Source organism: Bacteroidales bacterium (genome assembly GCA_031275285.1).
Lineage (GTDB): Bacteria > Bacteroidota > Bacteroidia > Bacteroidales > UBA4181 > JAIRLS01.
This window is the reverse complement of record JAISOY010000157.1, coordinates 1-17,166: the sequence shown is the minus strand read 5'-3', so window position 1 is coordinate 17,166 and position 17,166 is coordinate 1. Positions and strand designations below refer to the sequence as shown.

Here is a 17,166-nt window from a genome sequence, read left to right as displayed (position 1 = left end):
CGAAATAGGCCAGTGGTGCGTGTATCCTAATTTTAACGAAATAGAAAAATATACCGGTGTATTAAAAGCCAGGAACTTCGAGATATTCCAGGAGACTCTGAATGAAAACCATATGGGCGATCTGGCAGATGATTTCCTGTACGCATCAGGAAAACTCCAAACACTTTGTTATAAGGCAGATATAGAAGCAGCCCTCCGCACACCCGGTTTTGCAGGATTCCAGTTGCTCGACCTTCACGACTTCCCCGGACAGGGCACGGCATTGGTGGGTGTACTGGATGCTTTCTGGGATACAAAAGGATATGTCGACGGCAAAGAATACAGCATGTTCTGCAACCAGACAGTTCCGTTGGTACGTTTCCCTAAAATGGTATGGCTAAACAACGAAAAGATGAGTGTTCCTGTCGAGGTTTCACATTTCGGGAACCAACCTGTGAAAAATGCAAATATTGTTTGGACAGTCATCACCTCCGACAATCGTTTTATCGGCAAAGGTAGTTTTACCAAAGACCTTTCTTTGGATAATTGCATCCCGGTCGGCAATATCGATGTATCTTTCGAACAGTTAAAGGAACCTACCCAACTGAAGGTAACCGTCCAGATAGACGATTTAAATTGCAAGAACCAATGGAATATCTGGGTATATCCGGTACAGAAGCAAGCTATAGCCAACAAGCCTTATGTTACTTCTTCATTCGATAATTCGGTAATTAACAGGCTGAACAACGGAGAATCCGTATTGCTTTTATCTCCTAAAGGAAAAGTTTCTCCGGAAAAAGGAGGAAAGATCGCAGTGGGCTTTACAAGTATTTTCTGGAACACGGCATGGACACACAACCAGGCGCCCCATACCCTTGGTATCTTCTGCAATCCGGAGCATCCTGCTTTAGCATCTTTTCCTACCCAGGGATACAGCGATTACCAATGGTGGGATATTGTTTCCGATTGCGATGCCCTGATCATGGATGATTTCCCACCCGGTTTCCGTCCCGTCGTGTCCCTGATCGACGACTGGTTTAGAAACAGCAGGTTAGGTCTATTATTCGAAGCGAAAGTGGGAAAAGGAAAACTGATGGTATGCAGCTCCGGCCTTGACAGGGACCCGGTTCAATACCCTGCTGCAGCCCAGTTTAAACAAAGTATCCTGGAATATATGGCTTCAGATAAGTTCAATCCGCAGCACGAGATACAACCTGAGTTAATAAAAGAATTATTCAACAAGTAATCATTCGTTTTCTGAAGCTATGTCATAAAGGATTCCACAGGCTTATTATTGGAATAATCAATTGGGTGCACGATTCCGGACATTCCCTTTTGTCGCCAAATTGCCGGTTAAACGTTCTTCTGTTTTTCCTGTGTTAACATTTTCATGGTGTTACGTTTAATCAGGAAATAAACCCGCGGGTCCAACAAAACCAAACCTATTGTTGTGTGCAACTTATATCTTATAAATCAAAATTATGATGAATAATCCTATTATAAAGCCAATTAACAAAAATACATTTCTGACAAAATTGGTTTTCATGAATGGTAGTTTATACAGTGAATGGTGTTCGTAAATTTTGTAACCCTTTCTTCTGACGAATGCCATAGTCGCTTTATAAATAAATTCGGCTGTACTTTCGTTGATTAGTTTTCCTAATTCCCTGCTGGCAAATCGTGGAAATCCGATATGACCATATCCGGCTATTTTTTTATTTACTTTTTTGGGAAATATCATTTCTTTTTCTTCGACCTTTAGATCAGGTAAATCCTGATAACCATCCTTTACATATTGCTCATTGATGTCCAGAATAGCTGAAGTTTCCAACCAACCTGCATGAAAATCATTAGGGTATTTTTCCAGCTGTTCTTTTAAAAGAGCGGGAAAATTCAAATCAATGCCCAATTCATTGTAAGAGAAAAAAGAGCCCATTGGAGATATGGAACAAATCCCGTACTTTTTATTGATCTTTTCACATGCTTCTTCAATGGCAATTAAATGTTTTGGTTCACCATGTGAAGCAATGATTACAATATTTCTTATCCCCCAACCTGCAATGCATTCCAATAATTCAAATGCAACACGATAAACAGTTTTCTGCTTTACATGTAAATTACCCGGGAACCCTTTTATTGTTCCTTGTGCAAATGGAATTCGATCCATTGTCAGGATATAAAAATCGGTATGTTTTTCCGTAATTAATTGAATGGCTTTTTCCTTCCAGTTTTCTCCTAATATCAGATCCACACCAAGCGGAAGGTGCTGGCTATGCTCTTCAACCGGAGCAAAAGTCAAGAATAGAATTGTTTTCTCCTTTGGAAGAATTTCTAATTCCTGCCATGTCAATGCTGAGATATCCTTTATTTTATCCATGCGATTTTTCATATTCTCTTCATATCGCTGCAGAATTAAAGGAAACCCCTTTTCAATCCAAAAATCTGAGCAGACTACTCCACTTGACATTCCTGATGAAATTTCCCCATATCTTGGAACATAAATATTTTTTCCCTGCGCCGGTTCTTCCCCTGTTAACTGATAAAACATGGAATACAATAATTTCCTAAAATCATCAATACCAGCGGGAAAAGCAATCGTTTCCAATTCCAGTTTTATTTCATTCCATAACAAAGGGTCTCCTCTCAAACCCCATTGAACAGGCTCTTCTTCAAATAATCGGGATAGTCCGTTCATCATTGTCTTTTATGGTGTTTTCTTACCTTCTACCAGATTTTGCATCTGTTGTTGAATCCGGGCAGGTACGACTTCCGATAATTTTTCTGTTTCAAATTCATATCTCATTATTTTTCCCGGCTTATACGATTTAAATTTCACATCGTTGTACTGGCTTAATGAAAATTCGACAAGCAGGTCTTTTGAATTTTCAATGAATTGATAATCCCTTATTGAATTTGTTCCCTCTGCGATCCGGTGCATTTTTCCGCTTTTCAAGGAATAAATGCAAAGGTTCGTATCATCATTGAAATTAACCAAACCGTCCTTATTGCTATCTTTCTCGGCAGTAAAGAAAACGAGCAAAATATCATCTTTAAAATGATAAGTGCGAAGCTTGCTCAACATGATCCGTTCATTGAACAGCAAAATGGTTTTATCCTCAACAGGCTGGTATATAATTAGATTTGCATATAATCCATCAAAATAGTTTTCCCGGTAATATCCTTTTTTTCTCGCAGAGCTATAACTATCCATTAACCCCATTATTCCGTCATCTGCTGCTTCCACAACAGTTTCCGGTTTATTCAGCGTAGAAACAGAAACAGGAATAATATAAACAGAATTTAGTGTGTCAATCAATTCGGGAGACTCATAAGAAATGATCTGCAGACGTAAATTTTCCTGATTGAGCTTTTCCATCTTTTCATCGGCGATCAGGCTGTTTGAAATAGTGGTATTTCTGCCGGAGCCAACATTCCAGGTACCAAATAAATCCGGTACCAGCATAATTATGAAGACAAGCAGTAAAATAAGTCCCAAAATACCTGCAATGGCAAGTATCACCTGGTTAAAATCCTTAATTTTCTCGATTTTCATTTCGTTATTTTTTAGATTTTCATTCTATTCAGCCAGGTTATCCACCTTATTTTCTTTGTGTTCGATCGCACGGTCAGTGCATTACGCCAACCGGACCTACGGATCCAATAAAGTTAAACCGTTTGTTGTGCGTCAGGCATCTTTATACCCAAGGCAATGCACCCTGCATTTTCCGCTGATTTTTTAAACACTAATCAACGTCAATCGCTTTAATATGTACAAAATCCATCCATCCTTCGGTTGTCCGGTAAGCATCTTCAGATCCGGCAGGTACATACAGTACACATCCGTCTTTGTTTACACCGGGAAATACGCTGTAATTAGCCTGAGGTATTGCCTGATGATTGATTATTTCGGTTAATTCCGTACAATCATAGAAATCAGTAGAGGTAAAACCAGCTGGTATGGTCAAGGAGGTAAGATTCTTACAATATGCAAACGGATATCCACAATATCCAGACGAATTTGAAAACCCTGCAAATCCGGTAGTACCATCGGGTATTACATACGATTTATCCTGTTTTTTGCTGGGATATAGTATCATGAGTGTTTGCGATTTATTGAACAGCACTCCATCGACCGAAGAGAAAATGGGATTATATGCCGCTACATTTATACAAGCAAACGATAAAGGAGTACTTGCATAAAAATATTCTACTGTACCGGGAATAGATATCGTATCTATATTGTCACATCCGTAAAATGCATAATTACTAATACCAGTAACCCCCTCTTCTATGACTACATGAAAAATAGATTCGGAATAAGAGATCCAATCAGGCTGGGTACCGGTACTATGCATAGTACCATAAATATTCCAGGACGGCATCTGTCCCTCGCCGCTAATTGTCAGCGTTCCATCATCTCCCAGTACCCATTTGAGCTGATTTTCCATTCCGCCTATACCTGCCGGTAGTGAACCGGGGTCGCCAATTATGCCGATTTTATAAAACATTCTCCATCCATCGTCGCTACGGTATGCCTCTTCAGAACCGGCAGGCACCCACACTGTGCAGTTTGGTTTGGGCACCCTGCCAAATGTACCCCAATTTTCACCAAAAGTCATGATTTCACTGATAAACTGAGGTGTTTTCTGATAATTGATAATTTCAGTGATGCCGGAACAGGATTGAAAAGCACACTCGCCAATAGCAGTTACTGAACTTCCGATAGTAACAGAGGTTATATTCCTATGCCCATAAAACGCCTGTCTGCCAATATTGCTCACATCATTACCGATAATTAGTTGGGTAATATCATCCCTATATTTAAACCAGGGAGGATTCTCATAATCCGGCATTTCTCCCTCTCCGCTAATAACAAGTGTTCCGTCAGAACGTAATGTCCAGGAAAGTGAACCCGCCTGACCACTCTTTATGGTTTCATCTTCTGTCTTTTTCGTACAACCTGTGACACAAATGATTACGTAAACAAGTACAGGAATTATCGTTAAAACAACCCTTTTCATTTTCTTTTGATGCTTAATTATATTTATCAACCATAAATCATTCAATTTCGACACCTTATCTACAAACCTTGCACATAGATCATAAAAGCGTATTACATATCCTTTTTACTGACACTAGTGCATATTGATATTGCCCAAACAATTGTTATATAAAGCGTCTTAATGCCCCCTCATGCTTTTCAATAAATATTTTAGTTATGCGGTAAATATAATCAAATTAAACAAAATAAGAACAATAGCATACAGATATCATCCATTAGAACATGTTAAATACTGAATATCACATCAAGCTTTATCTACTACAATTCACATTTCTTATTCGCAATACACGAATAGATTTCATTTTCAAATACACGGTTACAACTTAGCACATACAATGTGACAACTGTGGCAAAGCATCCAAAGCGATGAAGTTTTACAAGAGTCCGGCATACCAGACTGCTGCCCAAAACCGTGTTCGCTTTGTCATTTCACGCTAAATCCAGCTCCCTTTTTTCTTATATTTCACCCTTACCGTTCTTATAATTAATTTGCAATCGCTTACTATCCAAAACACGGTTTATCCGATACCTGACTGCAACGTCCAGCAGCCGGGTTATGTGGTGGTTTCGACACAAACTTTCCGCCACCGTTACGTCATTTCCTTTGTCAGGGGCTGGTATTTCACCAGGGACTGGCCTTTCCGCTATATTTTAGTTACGTGACACGATATTCTCTTTCTTTGTGCCGCCGAAACCCATAATAACCACTTCTTTAAACAGCAGGGCTTCCACAGGCAATTCGGCTTTGTTTAAAGATGATAGGGTATTCACATTGTTGAGCTTGAAATTAAAAGGAATAATGTAGCTCATTTTCACCGGATTTCCATTCACTCTTCCAGGTGACCAATTCGGCGATGAAATAACCACCCGCAAGGCTTCTGTTTCAAGTACCGGATGTCCGCTGCCAACTATCCTTACATTACTGATGGTACCACCCTCTTCTATGAAAAATCCCACAAAAACACACCCGGTAATGCCATTTTCCATGGCTCCTACCGGATAAATGGTATTTTTAGCTAAATATTCGCGAAATCCGTCTTCAGCAGGCTTACCATTAAACATAGGATTTTCATCTATATTGCCAAAATAGATTTTATTTACATCGACTGACTTGTGCACGCTTTTGCAGGCAAACAGGTGAAAAGCAATAAGAGTAACGAATATAACGCTCATTTTGCGGAGTATGTTCATCATGTTTTTGGTTTTTTAGATAATCATATCAATTCTTATTTTGACGGATGATCGATTTATCCTTCTAAAACTATTATTTTCCTTTTAACATTACAGTACCATTTTCGCATATCAAATCCGGGCGAGTTGCCTGTAAAGGGCATTATTCGTACGGGATTCACCAAGAAATAAATTAAATTTCTCTATGATGTTTTTTCAAGACGAATATCTTTACCGCCGCACCTGCCTGGCATTACATTAAAACGCCAGTCAGAGGTTTGTTATATGCTCATTCGTTTGTCTTAATTCCATAATTCTTTTTACCGTAATCTTCCTGAAACAAAATTTATATCCCTCAAACATTGCGATTCCATATAGGACCAGATCAGTTAAGCCAAATGTCGTTCCCATTACCTGAGGTAAATAACTATAATCGAATAATATTAAAGTTTCGATATATTCTAATCCTTCCGAGTTTGCAATAAGCCCGGTAATACTTAAAAAATTGCCTAGTAAAACACTAAATAACGAAATCCCGGCACCCCAATATCCAAAAATCGTGTCAATTCCATTTCCAAATTTTCTAATTGTCAATCCGACTCCCGCTCCAATTGCAAGCGCCATATATCCAATTTGAAATCCGGTTGTAACGGAAATAATTCCCCACAATATCGCTCCGACAGCCCCGACTATTAATCCGGATAAAATACCCAATATTAATCGTTGTTCCATTCTTAATTTTTCAACTATTTCAGGAGATAATTTTTGCTTTATCTCATCTGGTTGCATTCCATCTTTATCATCCAGAGGCCTCTCTTTTACTGATCTATCACACACGAATTCAACACACTCATCCTGAAACGAGGCTTTTTCATCAGTCAGACTACAAATCAAACCTTGTTTCATGTCCATCTTTCGATTGATACATTTCTTACAAAAAAATAACTGTTCGGCTCGCGTCATATAATGACCATTAAAGTTAAAAATAAACAGATTAAAAACCGGATATCAAACGCATCATATCATATAAAATGTGTATTGTGTATCTTTATTTACTGACATTAGTGCGTATATCAATGTCGTTTTTACCTTAACAACTGTTATATAAAATTTAAAACCCCCTTATGTTGCAGAATAAATACTCTCCATAATTATACTACAAGTTAAGTTAACCTGTTACGTGGTAAATATAATCAATTTAAACAAAATAAAATGATAATTAAAAACATGTATCTATCAAAAATAAAATTCTGACATATATATCAGGTTTTTATTAGTATATATCCCAAGCGGCATTAGAATTGCTATCCGACAAAGACTTCACCGAACTTATCGTTCCTTATCATTTGCCGAACAATATACAGCAAAACTACTTTGTTAAGCGTCCGTTATTTCAATTCATTTATCAGATCTTCTATTGATTTTTGTAATTCTATATCAACAGCCACCATTTCTTTCTCAGATTTCACTAATTCAATCAATTTGTCCCCAATCGCAACGAGCTTTTCCATTTTCGATCCTTTGTCTGGAGACCATACAGTTCCCGATCTTATTCCATGTCCACTTATGAATACAGAGAAGTAATAATCTGTTCCATCAGCTCCTAATGTAATCATCTCCGTTCCATCCGGATTAATAATTCTCTCCGGATACCTGGTTTGGGCAGTTGCCACCTCAAATAGCGATTTTATTAACTTAACAGATTCATAATCGATCCCTGATTTGAATTTGTTAACCTTGACTTCTTCCCAATTTTTATTCGACCATATCATGTGTTCGCAAATGTGGTAAATGATATAATATCGGTTGCTATCCCGGTCATGTTCTATGTCTAAAACATTTTCAGGAGTAAATGAGGGCATCACCTGAAACCTGATTTCAGGTCTGTCTGTTAATCCATTAAATAGTATTTTACGTACCCTGGAGCTGTATTCAAAGCTGTAATCATAGACATCATAAATTCCCCTAGCCGGCATTAAATGGCTACTTGTTTTTTGTGCAACCATTGTTCCAATATTGCATATTAAAACAAAAACTATAGCTAATTGATAAATTTTATCCATTTGTTTATCTGTTTATATTATTCATTTTTAAACATATAAATTGTCGTACTTAATATCTCATAGATTTTCTTTGGCTGTTTCACATGAATGATACCTGACGGCCGGTAGTTTAATGATCGATATTTTTCCTTTTGGTATACAGATTTCCCACATATCCAATGCTACAGATATAAATGAAAAAATTCGTTAATTGGCTTTAAAAGTGTCATTATCCTTATTTTCCGTCCAATTGTATTCAATTTCAAACGCAATCTTTCTTGCAAATTCAACCCCGTGTATATCGCTCAAAAATCCCAAAGTCATATCCATTCCGGCACTTACTCCTGACGATGTGTAAAATTTTCCATCAGCCGTCCACCGGGCTTTTTTATTCCACTTAACGTTTACTCCGTTTGTGACTACCCAATCGAATGCCTTTTTATTCGATGTTGCATCCTTATTGTCCAGCAAACCTGTCTTTGCAAGCAAGGCACTTCCTGTACAAACAGTCAATACATATTTACTCATATTTGATATTTCTCTAATTTTATCAATGAGCAAATTATTTTTAACTTCTTTTCGTGTACCCAAACCACCGGGTATTAAAAAAATATCTGTCGTTTTGATGTTTTCCAATTTCTTTGTCAGGATAGAAACTCCATGTTTGTTTACTATTTGTCCGCCATTTATAGAGAAAAACCTCACTGTATAGAGATCTGTGAGCCGACCCAAAATCTCAACGGGACCAAAAACGTCCAATGTTTCAAAATCATCAAAAAGTAATACTGCTACTTCCATTATTTTTCTCATTAAAATTACCGTATTATTATTGCATACATTTCTATTTTTCATTACTGATTGTGCCTCCTTTTCGGTAGGCTGGCTTCAACATTCGAGCAGCCTGGCGTTTGGTGAACATATTCGCATGAACTGTCAATCTCCAACTAAACCCCACCTGATGCCAACCGAACTTGCGAACTCAACAAAGTCAAACCAACTGTCAGGAGCAGTTCATTCCATATTTAACGACCATTTTATAACATATGTTGTCCATTTGCTTACCCCTCTTCCCTTATCGAAAACGGTATATCCATCTGCCTTATACTTATAATTAATCTTCCAGTTTCCATCTTTCGTTTGCCTGCTCTTTAAAAAATCGATCAGGTCTTTTGTCCGATCGTCATTTAACAATTTTGCATCATGTACGAATCGTATCAATTCCACGACATTCAAATGGTAAGATTCGGGGAAAGATATATCCGTTATATGTTGATTGATGGGTTGGTCCTTACTTAGCCGTTTGAACAATTTATGCTGTAACATGTAATCTGTTCCTTTTCTCAGCTTTGAGTCATATTTTAATTCGCTGGTCGCTTTCCGGTAATTTTGCAAAGCGATTACCGATTTCGCCAGACCAATATAACAAGGTGTGTTTTTGAAACAACCGCCAAATCTATCAAAGCGGAATTCAGAAAGATCCACAACAATTCCCCTTTCCATTGGCTGGTTTTCATAAATCCAATTCAATGCAGAAGTGACCTGTTGGTCTTTTGCCCGTCCCAAACGGCAGAGAGCCGAAACAATCATCGCATTATAACAAGGAAGGAAATTCTTTTCGTCTCCGCTCAAGGAAAATCCAAAAGGGGTGGAAAAAGATGCATATACCTTATCGATCAGCTTTTTAGTATATGCCAGCAAATGGCCGAATGGGACCTCACTGATACAGATCAAACGCCACACAAGCGATAATGGCTTCCCGGGAAAGTCATGAGTAAGCTCTTTCACTAATTCCGATTCAAAAAGCTTTTCAAGTATCTCACTTTCGGAATAGCTTTGTCCTTTCTCTAAATCAATTTTTAATTGTAATGCTGCATCCATTTATTTCCTTTGTCCAAAATGAGGTACCTACATTGGCTTTAGATTTTTATTCAACCGGTCGACGATCCATGATAAACGCTTAACGCGCCCCTCGTCCGTCTTAGCATCATAATATGCCCGTGTATATGTCTTTTTTACAGATGGGGACATTGCCATAAAATTCGTATAGGCCTGCTCATATTCTTTCAATACATTTGATAAGGCCTCTATTTGTTCATCCCCAACTATCTGCGAATTAGAAATATTCCATTGCCCATTTTTCTTTGCTTCCTCTATTTTCACTCTGCCATAATCGGTCATTATTCCCTGCTTTTCAAGTTTTTCAACCAAAGCCTTGTTTTTATCCGACCATTTACTGTTTTTCCTGCGTAAAGAGAAATATTTTATATAGGTTTTATCGTCAATACTTTGCATTTGTCCGTCAATCCAACCGAAACAAAGGGCTTCTTCGAGCGCTTCATCTGCTTTTATGGTTTTCGGTCCGCCCGACTTTCCGAATAATAGCCAAACACCGCTATCTGACAGACAATTATTCTGCAACCAATTCCTGAATTCATCCCGCGAAGTAAATAACAACTGTTCAGCCATAACGCCCAATTTTATCTTGATTGATCCCAATCCACATTTTTATCTCCTGTTTGTGCGAGTGTATCACCCACATTGTCTTATTGGTAAAATTACATTTTTTTCTTGATTATTCATTTTACATACTGATTTTGTTTTTCTGTTTCTTTCTATTAAATACCCCCCGTATTGAAGTGGCTCATATTAACGTGAGCTCAATCTAATGAAACGATTTAATTTAATTTAATTTAATTTAATTTTAATAAACATCATACACTATTCCTTCATAAAAAGATCGGGCATTTTGCCCGTTTATCCAGGCGAAGCCTACCATACTGGCAATTTTCCGTCCAAGCAAAGCCGTCCAGGCGGAGCGCGTTTAAATTGCCGAGCCGTTTTTGGTTCTTTTTTCGGCGTAAAAAAGAACAAAGAATCAATCACTTATGTGCAGTATTCTTACATCGAACTCACGCTATATTATTGTTTGTTCTTTTCGTATTTCCTGATCCATCGTACTGTCGCGGCTTGCACACAACAATAGATGGTTTATTGTATACAATTATATTTTTCATTTACACAGGAAAAACCTTTGTAATTCAACTCACTGCATTGTATGGATATACTTTCTTTTAGCGATGTAACACTCATTTAGCGATGTAACTACTCATTCGTCGACCTTCACGATGTGCGACGGTTAAAGTTCTTTATTTCAATTCATTTATCAGATTTTCTATTGATTTTCGTAAATCCCTATCAATAGTCACCATTTCTTTCTCAGACTTCGCTAATTCAATCAACTTATTTCCTATTGCAACGAGTTTTTCCATTTTTGTTCCTTTGGTTGGAGACCATACTGTTCCCGATCTTATTCCATATCCACTTATAAATACAGAGAAATAGTAATTTTCTCCATCAAATCCTACAGTTATTATCTCAGATCCATCCGGGCCGAAAGTTCTCTCCGGATATCTGGTTTGCGCAGTTGCCGTCTCAAATAGTGATTTTATTAATTTAACAGATTCATGATCGATCTCTGATTTGAATCTGTTTACCTTAACCTTCTCCCAATTTTTATTCGACCATATCATTTGTTCGCAAATGTGGTAGATGATGTAATATCGGTTACTATCCCGGTCATGTTCTATATCTAAAACATTTTCAGGAGTAAATGAGGGCATCACCTGAAACCTGATTTCAGGTCTGTCTGTCAATCCATTGAATAGTACTTTACGTACTTTGGAGCTGTATTCAAAGCTATAATCATAGACATCATAATTCCCACCAACCGGCATTAAATGGTTGCTTGTTTTTTGTGCGTCTATAGTTTCAATGTTGCACATTAATACAAAAACTACCACAAATTGATAAATTTTATTCATTTTCTTTTTCAATTATATACCTATATTACAGTCACTTAAACCATCTAATTTCAGATCCCATGAATTTTCACCAGTTGTTTTTCAGAAATGATACCTAACGCTCGAGCAATAGTGAGTTTTTCACCCTAAACACATATAAATAAACCATTTTCAATCAATTATATAGCGAACATTTTTCATTTTTCATTTTTCATTTTTCATTTTTCATTTTTCATTTTTCATTTTTTAAAGTAATACCTGAAAAAAAGTAATCCATAACCACTTTATTTGTTTCCGAGCTACAAACAATATAATTATTATAAAACTTTTCTTTGTGTTTGAATTTAATTACATATACTTTATCTCCGATTTCTACCTTTTCGTTAAAACTAAGTTGTTTAACGATCCGTCCTATTAATAATTCTTCCAACAATAATTCCCTTAATTCTTCAATTGCTAGGTCATGGTAACTTTTTTTCTTTTTCATAACAACATCAATATAATTCTCCGATAAAGAATCAATAGATGCAATATTATGGGAGACTATATGAGCAGATTTGTTGTAAACATCGAAGCCGTTCCTTGTAGTTTGAAAACTTTCAATCGAATCTGTTTTGTAGTAAAAGTGATAAATAAGTTTTACTGTATCAATATTTAATTCTTTAAAAAGGATATCTTTTGCATTCAGCCTGACATCTTCTGATAAAATTGTTTGTGCTTCATCAGGTAACCCTCTTGTATCATAAAATTCGGAATGAATAAATCCGGGATAAACCCATAACGAATCATATTCTTTTCCATCTGGATACGAATATCCACTCTTCCCTCTTTGGGTATTATAAACTGGTTCAGTTCCTGAAAAATAATTCCTGTAATAAGCATAGCGGGAACTATCACTCAGTGTTTCGACAAAAGACCACTCTAAAAAATCATATTCATTAGCATTAACAATCTTTTCCGATACCCAATTATTAAGAAGGTTCTTCATGTTTATATCACAATTTGTAACAGGTTCTCCGATTTCATAAATTGGTACGGATTCATAAAATACAGATTGTTGTCCGGCACAAAAGAACATGTTTGAAAAAATGAAACCAATCAAAAGTTTTGTTCTATACTTCATCATAACTTTTCTACCTTATTTTTTATCGTGTTTTTGCTTACTCACTACATTATATCGACAATCTCTTTACTGCTTGCACATAATCTCCAGCGTTTTTATGGAGGCAGAGATCCGATAAACCTACAGGTATCCTAATAAAGTTTTGTAAACTTACACCTCGCATTATATCAATGTACTTGTTAATAATAGCTTTTTACTCTATATTTCCATTTATAAATTTTCCCCTCCACTTTTCTATCATATTTTGATTAGCACCAAAATTGGTTTCAATGTCATATCGCTCCAATATAGAATTCATATTTTCAATATGTGATTCAATAATTTTACTAATCTTTCTGGTCATTGCGGCATTGATTTTCTTCTTATTAATTTCCGTTTCCACTTTCTTAGCATATAAATTTGCTATTTCATATTTTAACTGTACATAATCCAACATTAAATCAGTTTTGAATTCTGGTTTTACCCAAGAAGAATCCTTTAAAAAGCCTACAAATGATTCAACTTTAATGGTTCCGAACCAAATATCAACTTTCTTTGTATAAGTTACAATTGTAGGCTCCCAATGAATTTTAGAAGAATCATCAAAATTGGGAGTCATTCCAAAATCTGACCAATCTAACTTACTTTTCAACTTATATGCAATAGTGTCATTCGCATATAAATTTAAAAGACTTAGTACCGTCGTTGCCAATACGAATAAATACCTTTTCATTTCTTTGATCATTAATTCTTTAACTATCCACACTAATAATCAAGCGTTTTTCCGCCCAAATTATCGTTAACAAAAATAGATGCAATTACAATTTAATTATAAATATTTAAATTGTGTATTGTTTTTATTTTTAGACAATCCAAAAGGACTTTATATATTCACTAAATCCTATTTACTGACATCATTACTACTCATATCGTTTTTGTCCTAAACAATTGTTGTATAAACTTAAGATCCCTCATACTTTCCGGTTTAGTACTTTTCACAGACATATTGCTGTCCAGATTAACCTATTACGTGGTAAATATAATACAATTTAAACAAAATAAAACTATAGTGTAAAATATAGACATGATCCATTTAAACATATTATTACATGGAAAACCCACAACAAAACTTTATGCTGCCCATGATCTTAAAACAATTCACTCATGAAAATACAAATAAACAGGCCTTGGTTCGGATCGATTGATAGTAATATTATCTGATCAAGGGGAACAATTATCCATCTATTCTTGTTATGATTCATACATCAAGAAATATAAACCCATTATACCCTATATAAGGTGCATGTATACTGTGGTAAAGTTTGTATATACGCCCGGAAAACGGTATATTTGTGTCATGAATTTTATGAATGATAAATTGCAGTCAGGAGGAGAGATCAAATGAAAAAACTCCTTTTTGGTGTGATATGGATATTTATCACCGGAACTTTCTACGGGCACGCTGCCACAAATGTGCCAGATCATCAGGCGGATTATCCGTTTGATGACCTGTATTCTCCGTGGGTAGACTCTGTATTCAACAGCCTCACCCCGGAACAACGCATCGGGCAGTTATTCTTTGCCGCCGCTTATTCCAATAAAGATAAAAAACATGTGGACCTCATCAGCGAATATATCAGGAAATACCATTTGGGTGGCTTGATATTCTTTCAGGGAGGCCCCAAACGCCAGGCAATACTCACCAATCAATACCAGAAAATGGCACAGACACCGCTGATGATTGCGATGGATGCCGAATGGGGATTGGGCATGCGGCTGGATAGTGCTATCTCCTTCCCGCGCCAGATGCCGCTAGGCGCTATTCAGGATGCGGATATCATCTATAGGATGGGTCTTGAGATCGGGATGCAATGCCGCAGGATGGGCGTACATCTGAATTTCGCCCCGGTAGTGGATGTCAACAATAATCCGGACAATCCGGTGATCGGGATCCGCTCATTCGGAGAGAACAGCCATGATGTAATGAAGAAAAGTCTCTTGTATATGAATGGGTTACAACGCCTAAACATTCTCACGGCCGCAAAACATTTCCCGGGCCATGGGAATACCAGCGTTGATTCACACCACTCCCTCCCGGTGATCAACGGGTCGTATGCGTCGCTGGATACCCTGGAGTGGCTTCCTTATAAAGAATTGATCGACCACCAGCTGACAGGAATACTGGCCGCCCATGTTCATGTTCCCGGACTGGATTCCACCCCCAATCTGGCAGCATCTTTATCACGGAAAGTACTGACGGATATATTGAGGGATTCCTTAAAATTCAAAGGATTGGTCTATACGGACGCTTTAAATATGAGAGGAGTGACCCGGTTTTTCAAGCCTGGAGAACTTGAAATATTGGCGATTGAAGCCGGAGCCGATGTTCTACTGATGCCTGATAATATTCCGGTAGCGATATCTGCAGTAAAAGCGGCTGTAGATAGCGGACGTATCAGTATGGAACGGATTGACCTGTCATGCCGTAGGATTCTTGCCGCCAAACAATGGGTAGGATTGGATGATTATCAGCCGGTGGATACAACCCGGTTACTGGCTCAGATCAATCACCCCAATGCCGATCTGTTGAACCGGAAATTGGTTGAAGCCACATTAACCGTTGTCCAAAACCGGCATGATATCCTTCCGTTAAAGGAACTGGGCCAGGAAAAAACAGCGATATTAGTTACCGGGGTGTCGTTACCGAATCAGTTTTTAGAGACATTGAGGCTGTATGAAGAAAACAACTATTACTACCTGGATGGAAAAACCTCCGCGTCGGATGAGAAATACCTGTATGAAGAATTGAAAAGAAATTATACGCGTGTGATCGTAGGAATACACAATACCCGGTACCGGGCCGACGGAAGATACGGAATCGCCCCGAATATATTCTCTTTTGTCGACCGCCTATCGGAGATCACTAATGTCGTACTTTGTATGTTCGCACCTCCTTATGCGCTGTCAGGATTCAGGAATAAAGACAAGCTGGCGGCAATTGTAGTCGCATACCAGGATGCTCCCTTATTCCAGGACTATACTGCCCAATTACTTTATGGATCGATCGCGGCAAAAGGGAAATTACCTGTGACGGTGGATTCTGTCTACCGCTACCACAATGGAATTGAAACAGCAGGAAATCTCCGGCTAAAGTATTCCATTCCCGAGGAAGCCGGTATGGTGGCGCAAAAATTATCATCGATCGACACGATGATCCAGGCTGCCATTGAAGATAAAGCTTTACCCGGCTGCCAGGTTTTAGCCGCACGCAATGGGATTGTCTTCCTGAAAAAGGAATACGGCTCTACCCGTTATGACGAAAAGGGGGAACCGATCCATCCAGCACATATCTACGATCTGGCATCCATAACAAAGATCGCTGCCGCACTACCTTCCTTCATGCTTTTTTATGACAGGGATGAGGTCAAATTACGTGACCACTTGGGAGAACATTTACCCTTTTTAAAAGAAAGTGATAAATCCAGGATCACCTTTATCGATTTGCTGACCCACCAGGCCCGTTTGCAGCCATATATCCCTTTTTATATGAGTACCATGGAAGCGAGCGATACATCCAAGACTTTGCTTTCCCGCTTTCAAAGCCCGCTATATTGCATTCGCTTGTCTGCAAGATCATACCTTAACATCCAAAGGAAATACAAGGATGGCTACTATACGACATCCATAGATAACCGGCATCAGCTGCCTGTAGCCGAAAATATGTACCTCATGACCTCGTTCAGGGATACTATTTTCAACGGTATCAGGGATTCAAAGCTTCTGGTAAAAAAACAATACCGGTATAGCGATTTGGGATTTATCCTATTAACCCCCATTATCGAACATAAAAGCGACCTGACGTTGGATGAATTTGTCTCCCGCCATTTCTACCGTCGGTTAGGAGCTTCAACGCTGGGATATCATCCGCTGGAACGTTTTCCACAGGGACGGATTGTTCCTACGGCGAAAGATACGATTTTCCGGGATCAATGGCTGCAAGGGTATGTCCAT

Annotated in this window: 14 protein-coding genes; 2 read left to right on the top strand and 12 right to left on the bottom strand. The window is 37.9% G+C overall.

The genetic code is table 11. From position 1 onward, the window contains the following. Nucleotides 1-1,225: beta-galactosidase (locus LBQ60_15620; protein ID MDR2039352.1), on the top strand; the 1,225-nt coding region annotated here is incomplete at its 5' end. 213 nt (nucleotides 1,226-1,438) lie between these two features. Here the strand turns inward: LBQ60_15620 and LBQ60_15615 are convergent. From LBQ60_15615 to LBQ60_15560, 12 genes are all read right to left on the bottom strand, one after another. Further along, entirely contained in the window at nucleotides 1,439-2,677 is a 1,239-nt protein-coding gene (locus LBQ60_15615) for a creatininase family protein (protein ID MDR2039351.1), read from the bottom strand. A gap of 6 nt (nucleotides 2,678-2,683) precedes the next feature. Next, nucleotides 2,684-3,532, bottom strand: a complete 849-nt coding sequence (locus tag LBQ60_15610; protein MDR2039350.1) for a hypothetical protein — start codon at nucleotides 3,530-3,532, stop codon at nucleotides 2,684-2,686. 190 nt (nucleotides 3,533-3,722) lie between these two features. Continuing rightward, the gene (locus tag LBQ60_15605) at nucleotides 3,723-5,000 is read right to left on the bottom strand and encodes a leucine-rich repeat domain-containing protein (protein ID MDR2039349.1); all 1,278 of its coding nucleotides are present in this window, start codon (nucleotides 4,998-5,000) and stop codon (nucleotides 3,723-3,725) included. 692 nt (nucleotides 5,001-5,692) lie between these two features. Beyond that, nucleotides 5,693-6,235, bottom strand: a complete 543-nt coding sequence (locus tag LBQ60_15600) for an energy transducer TonB (GenBank protein MDR2039348.1) — start codon at nucleotides 6,233-6,235, stop codon at nucleotides 5,693-5,695. A 246-nt stretch (nucleotides 6,236-6,481) separates the two neighbouring features. After that, nucleotides 6,482-7,117 carry a hypothetical protein gene (locus tag LBQ60_15595; GenBank protein ID MDR2039347.1) on the bottom strand — a complete coding sequence of 212 codons (636 nt, stop codon included), beginning with the start codon at nucleotides 7,115-7,117 and terminating at the stop codon, nucleotides 6,482-6,484. Nucleotides 7,118-7,599: 482 nt separating this feature from the next. After that, on the bottom strand, nucleotides 7,600-8,274 hold the full coding sequence (locus tag LBQ60_15590; protein ID MDR2039346.1) for a hypothetical protein: 675 nt from the start codon (nucleotides 8,272-8,274) through the stop codon (nucleotides 7,600-7,602). Nucleotides 8,275-8,460: 186 nt separating this feature from the next. Next, nucleotides 8,461-9,063 (bottom strand): DJ-1/PfpI family protein, encoded by a 603-nt coding sequence (locus LBQ60_15585; GenBank protein ID MDR2039345.1) that lies wholly within the window; start codon nucleotides 9,061-9,063, stop codon nucleotides 8,461-8,463. 201 nt (nucleotides 9,064-9,264) lie between these two features. Further along, nucleotides 9,265-10,131, bottom strand: coding sequence for a hypothetical protein (locus LBQ60_15580; protein MDR2039344.1), 867 nt, complete (start codon nucleotides 10,129-10,131; stop codon nucleotides 9,265-9,267). 27 nt (nucleotides 10,132-10,158) lie between these two features. Further along, on the bottom strand, nucleotides 10,159-10,719 hold the full coding sequence (locus LBQ60_15575) for a YdeI/OmpD-associated family protein (protein MDR2039343.1): 561 nt from the start codon (nucleotides 10,717-10,719) through the stop codon (nucleotides 10,159-10,161). Nucleotides 10,720-11,399: 680 nt separating this feature from the next. Further along, nucleotides 11,400-12,074, bottom strand: coding sequence for a hypothetical protein (locus LBQ60_15570; GenBank protein ID MDR2039342.1), 675 nt, complete (start codon nucleotides 12,072-12,074; stop codon nucleotides 11,400-11,402). 211 nt (nucleotides 12,075-12,285) lie between these two features. Continuing rightward, complete coding sequence (locus tag LBQ60_15565; protein MDR2039341.1) at nucleotides 12,286-13,179, bottom strand: hypothetical protein; 894 nt, start codon at nucleotides 13,177-13,179, stop codon at nucleotides 12,286-12,288. Nucleotides 13,180-13,369: 190 nt separating this feature from the next. Then, nucleotides 13,370-13,888 carry a hypothetical protein gene (locus tag LBQ60_15560; protein MDR2039340.1) on the bottom strand — a complete coding sequence of 173 codons (519 nt, stop codon included), beginning with the start codon at nucleotides 13,886-13,888 and terminating at the stop codon, nucleotides 13,370-13,372. Between the two features lie 668 nt (nucleotides 13,889-14,556). Between LBQ60_15560 and LBQ60_15555 the strand changes: the two genes are divergently transcribed. Beyond that, nucleotides 14,557-17,166, top strand: a 2,610-nt coding sequence (locus tag LBQ60_15555; GenBank protein ID MDR2039339.1) for a serine hydrolase, incomplete at its 3' end; no start/stop codon positions are given.

Excerpts from the sequence above, each read along its gene's own strand:
- LBQ60_15615 (MDR2039351.1), bottom strand. The coding sequence starts at position 2,677 with ATGATGAACGGACTATCCCGATTATTTGAAGAAGAGCCTGTTCAATGG.
- LBQ60_15610 (MDR2039350.1), bottom strand. The coding sequence starts at position 3,532 with ATGAAAATCGAGAAAATTAAGGATTTTAACCAGGTGATACTTGCCATT.
- LBQ60_15605 (MDR2039349.1), bottom strand. The coding sequence starts at position 5,000 with ATGAAAAGGGTTGTTTTAACGATAATTCCTGTACTTGTTTACGTAATC.
- LBQ60_15600 (MDR2039348.1), bottom strand. The coding sequence starts at position 6,235 with ATGATGAACATACTCCGCAAAATGAGCGTTATATTCGTTACTCTTATT.
- LBQ60_15595 (MDR2039347.1), bottom strand. The coding sequence starts at position 7,117 with ATGAAACAAGGTTTGATTTGTAGTCTGACTGATGAAAAAGCCTCGTTT.
- LBQ60_15590 (MDR2039346.1), bottom strand. The coding sequence starts at position 8,274 with ATGGATAAAATTTATCAATTAGCTATAGTTTTTGTTTTAATATGCAAT.
- LBQ60_15585 (MDR2039345.1), bottom strand. The coding sequence starts at position 9,063 with ATGAGAAAAATAATGGAAGTAGCAGTATTACTTTTTGATGATTTTGAA.
- LBQ60_15580 (MDR2039344.1), bottom strand. The coding sequence starts at position 10,131 with ATGGATGCAGCATTACAATTAAAAATTGATTTAGAGAAAGGACAAAGC.
- LBQ60_15575 (MDR2039343.1), bottom strand. The coding sequence starts at position 10,719 with ATGGCTGAACAGTTGTTATTTACTTCGCGGGATGAATTCAGGAATTGG.
- LBQ60_15570 (MDR2039342.1), bottom strand. The coding sequence starts at position 12,074 with ATGAATAAAATTTATCAATTTGTGGTAGTTTTTGTATTAATGTGCAAC.
- LBQ60_15565 (MDR2039341.1), bottom strand. The coding sequence starts at position 13,179 with ATGATGAAGTATAGAACAAAACTTTTGATTGGTTTCATTTTTTCAAAC.
- LBQ60_15560 (MDR2039340.1), bottom strand. The coding sequence starts at position 13,888 with ATGAAAAGGTATTTATTCGTATTGGCAACGACGGTACTAAGTCTTTTA.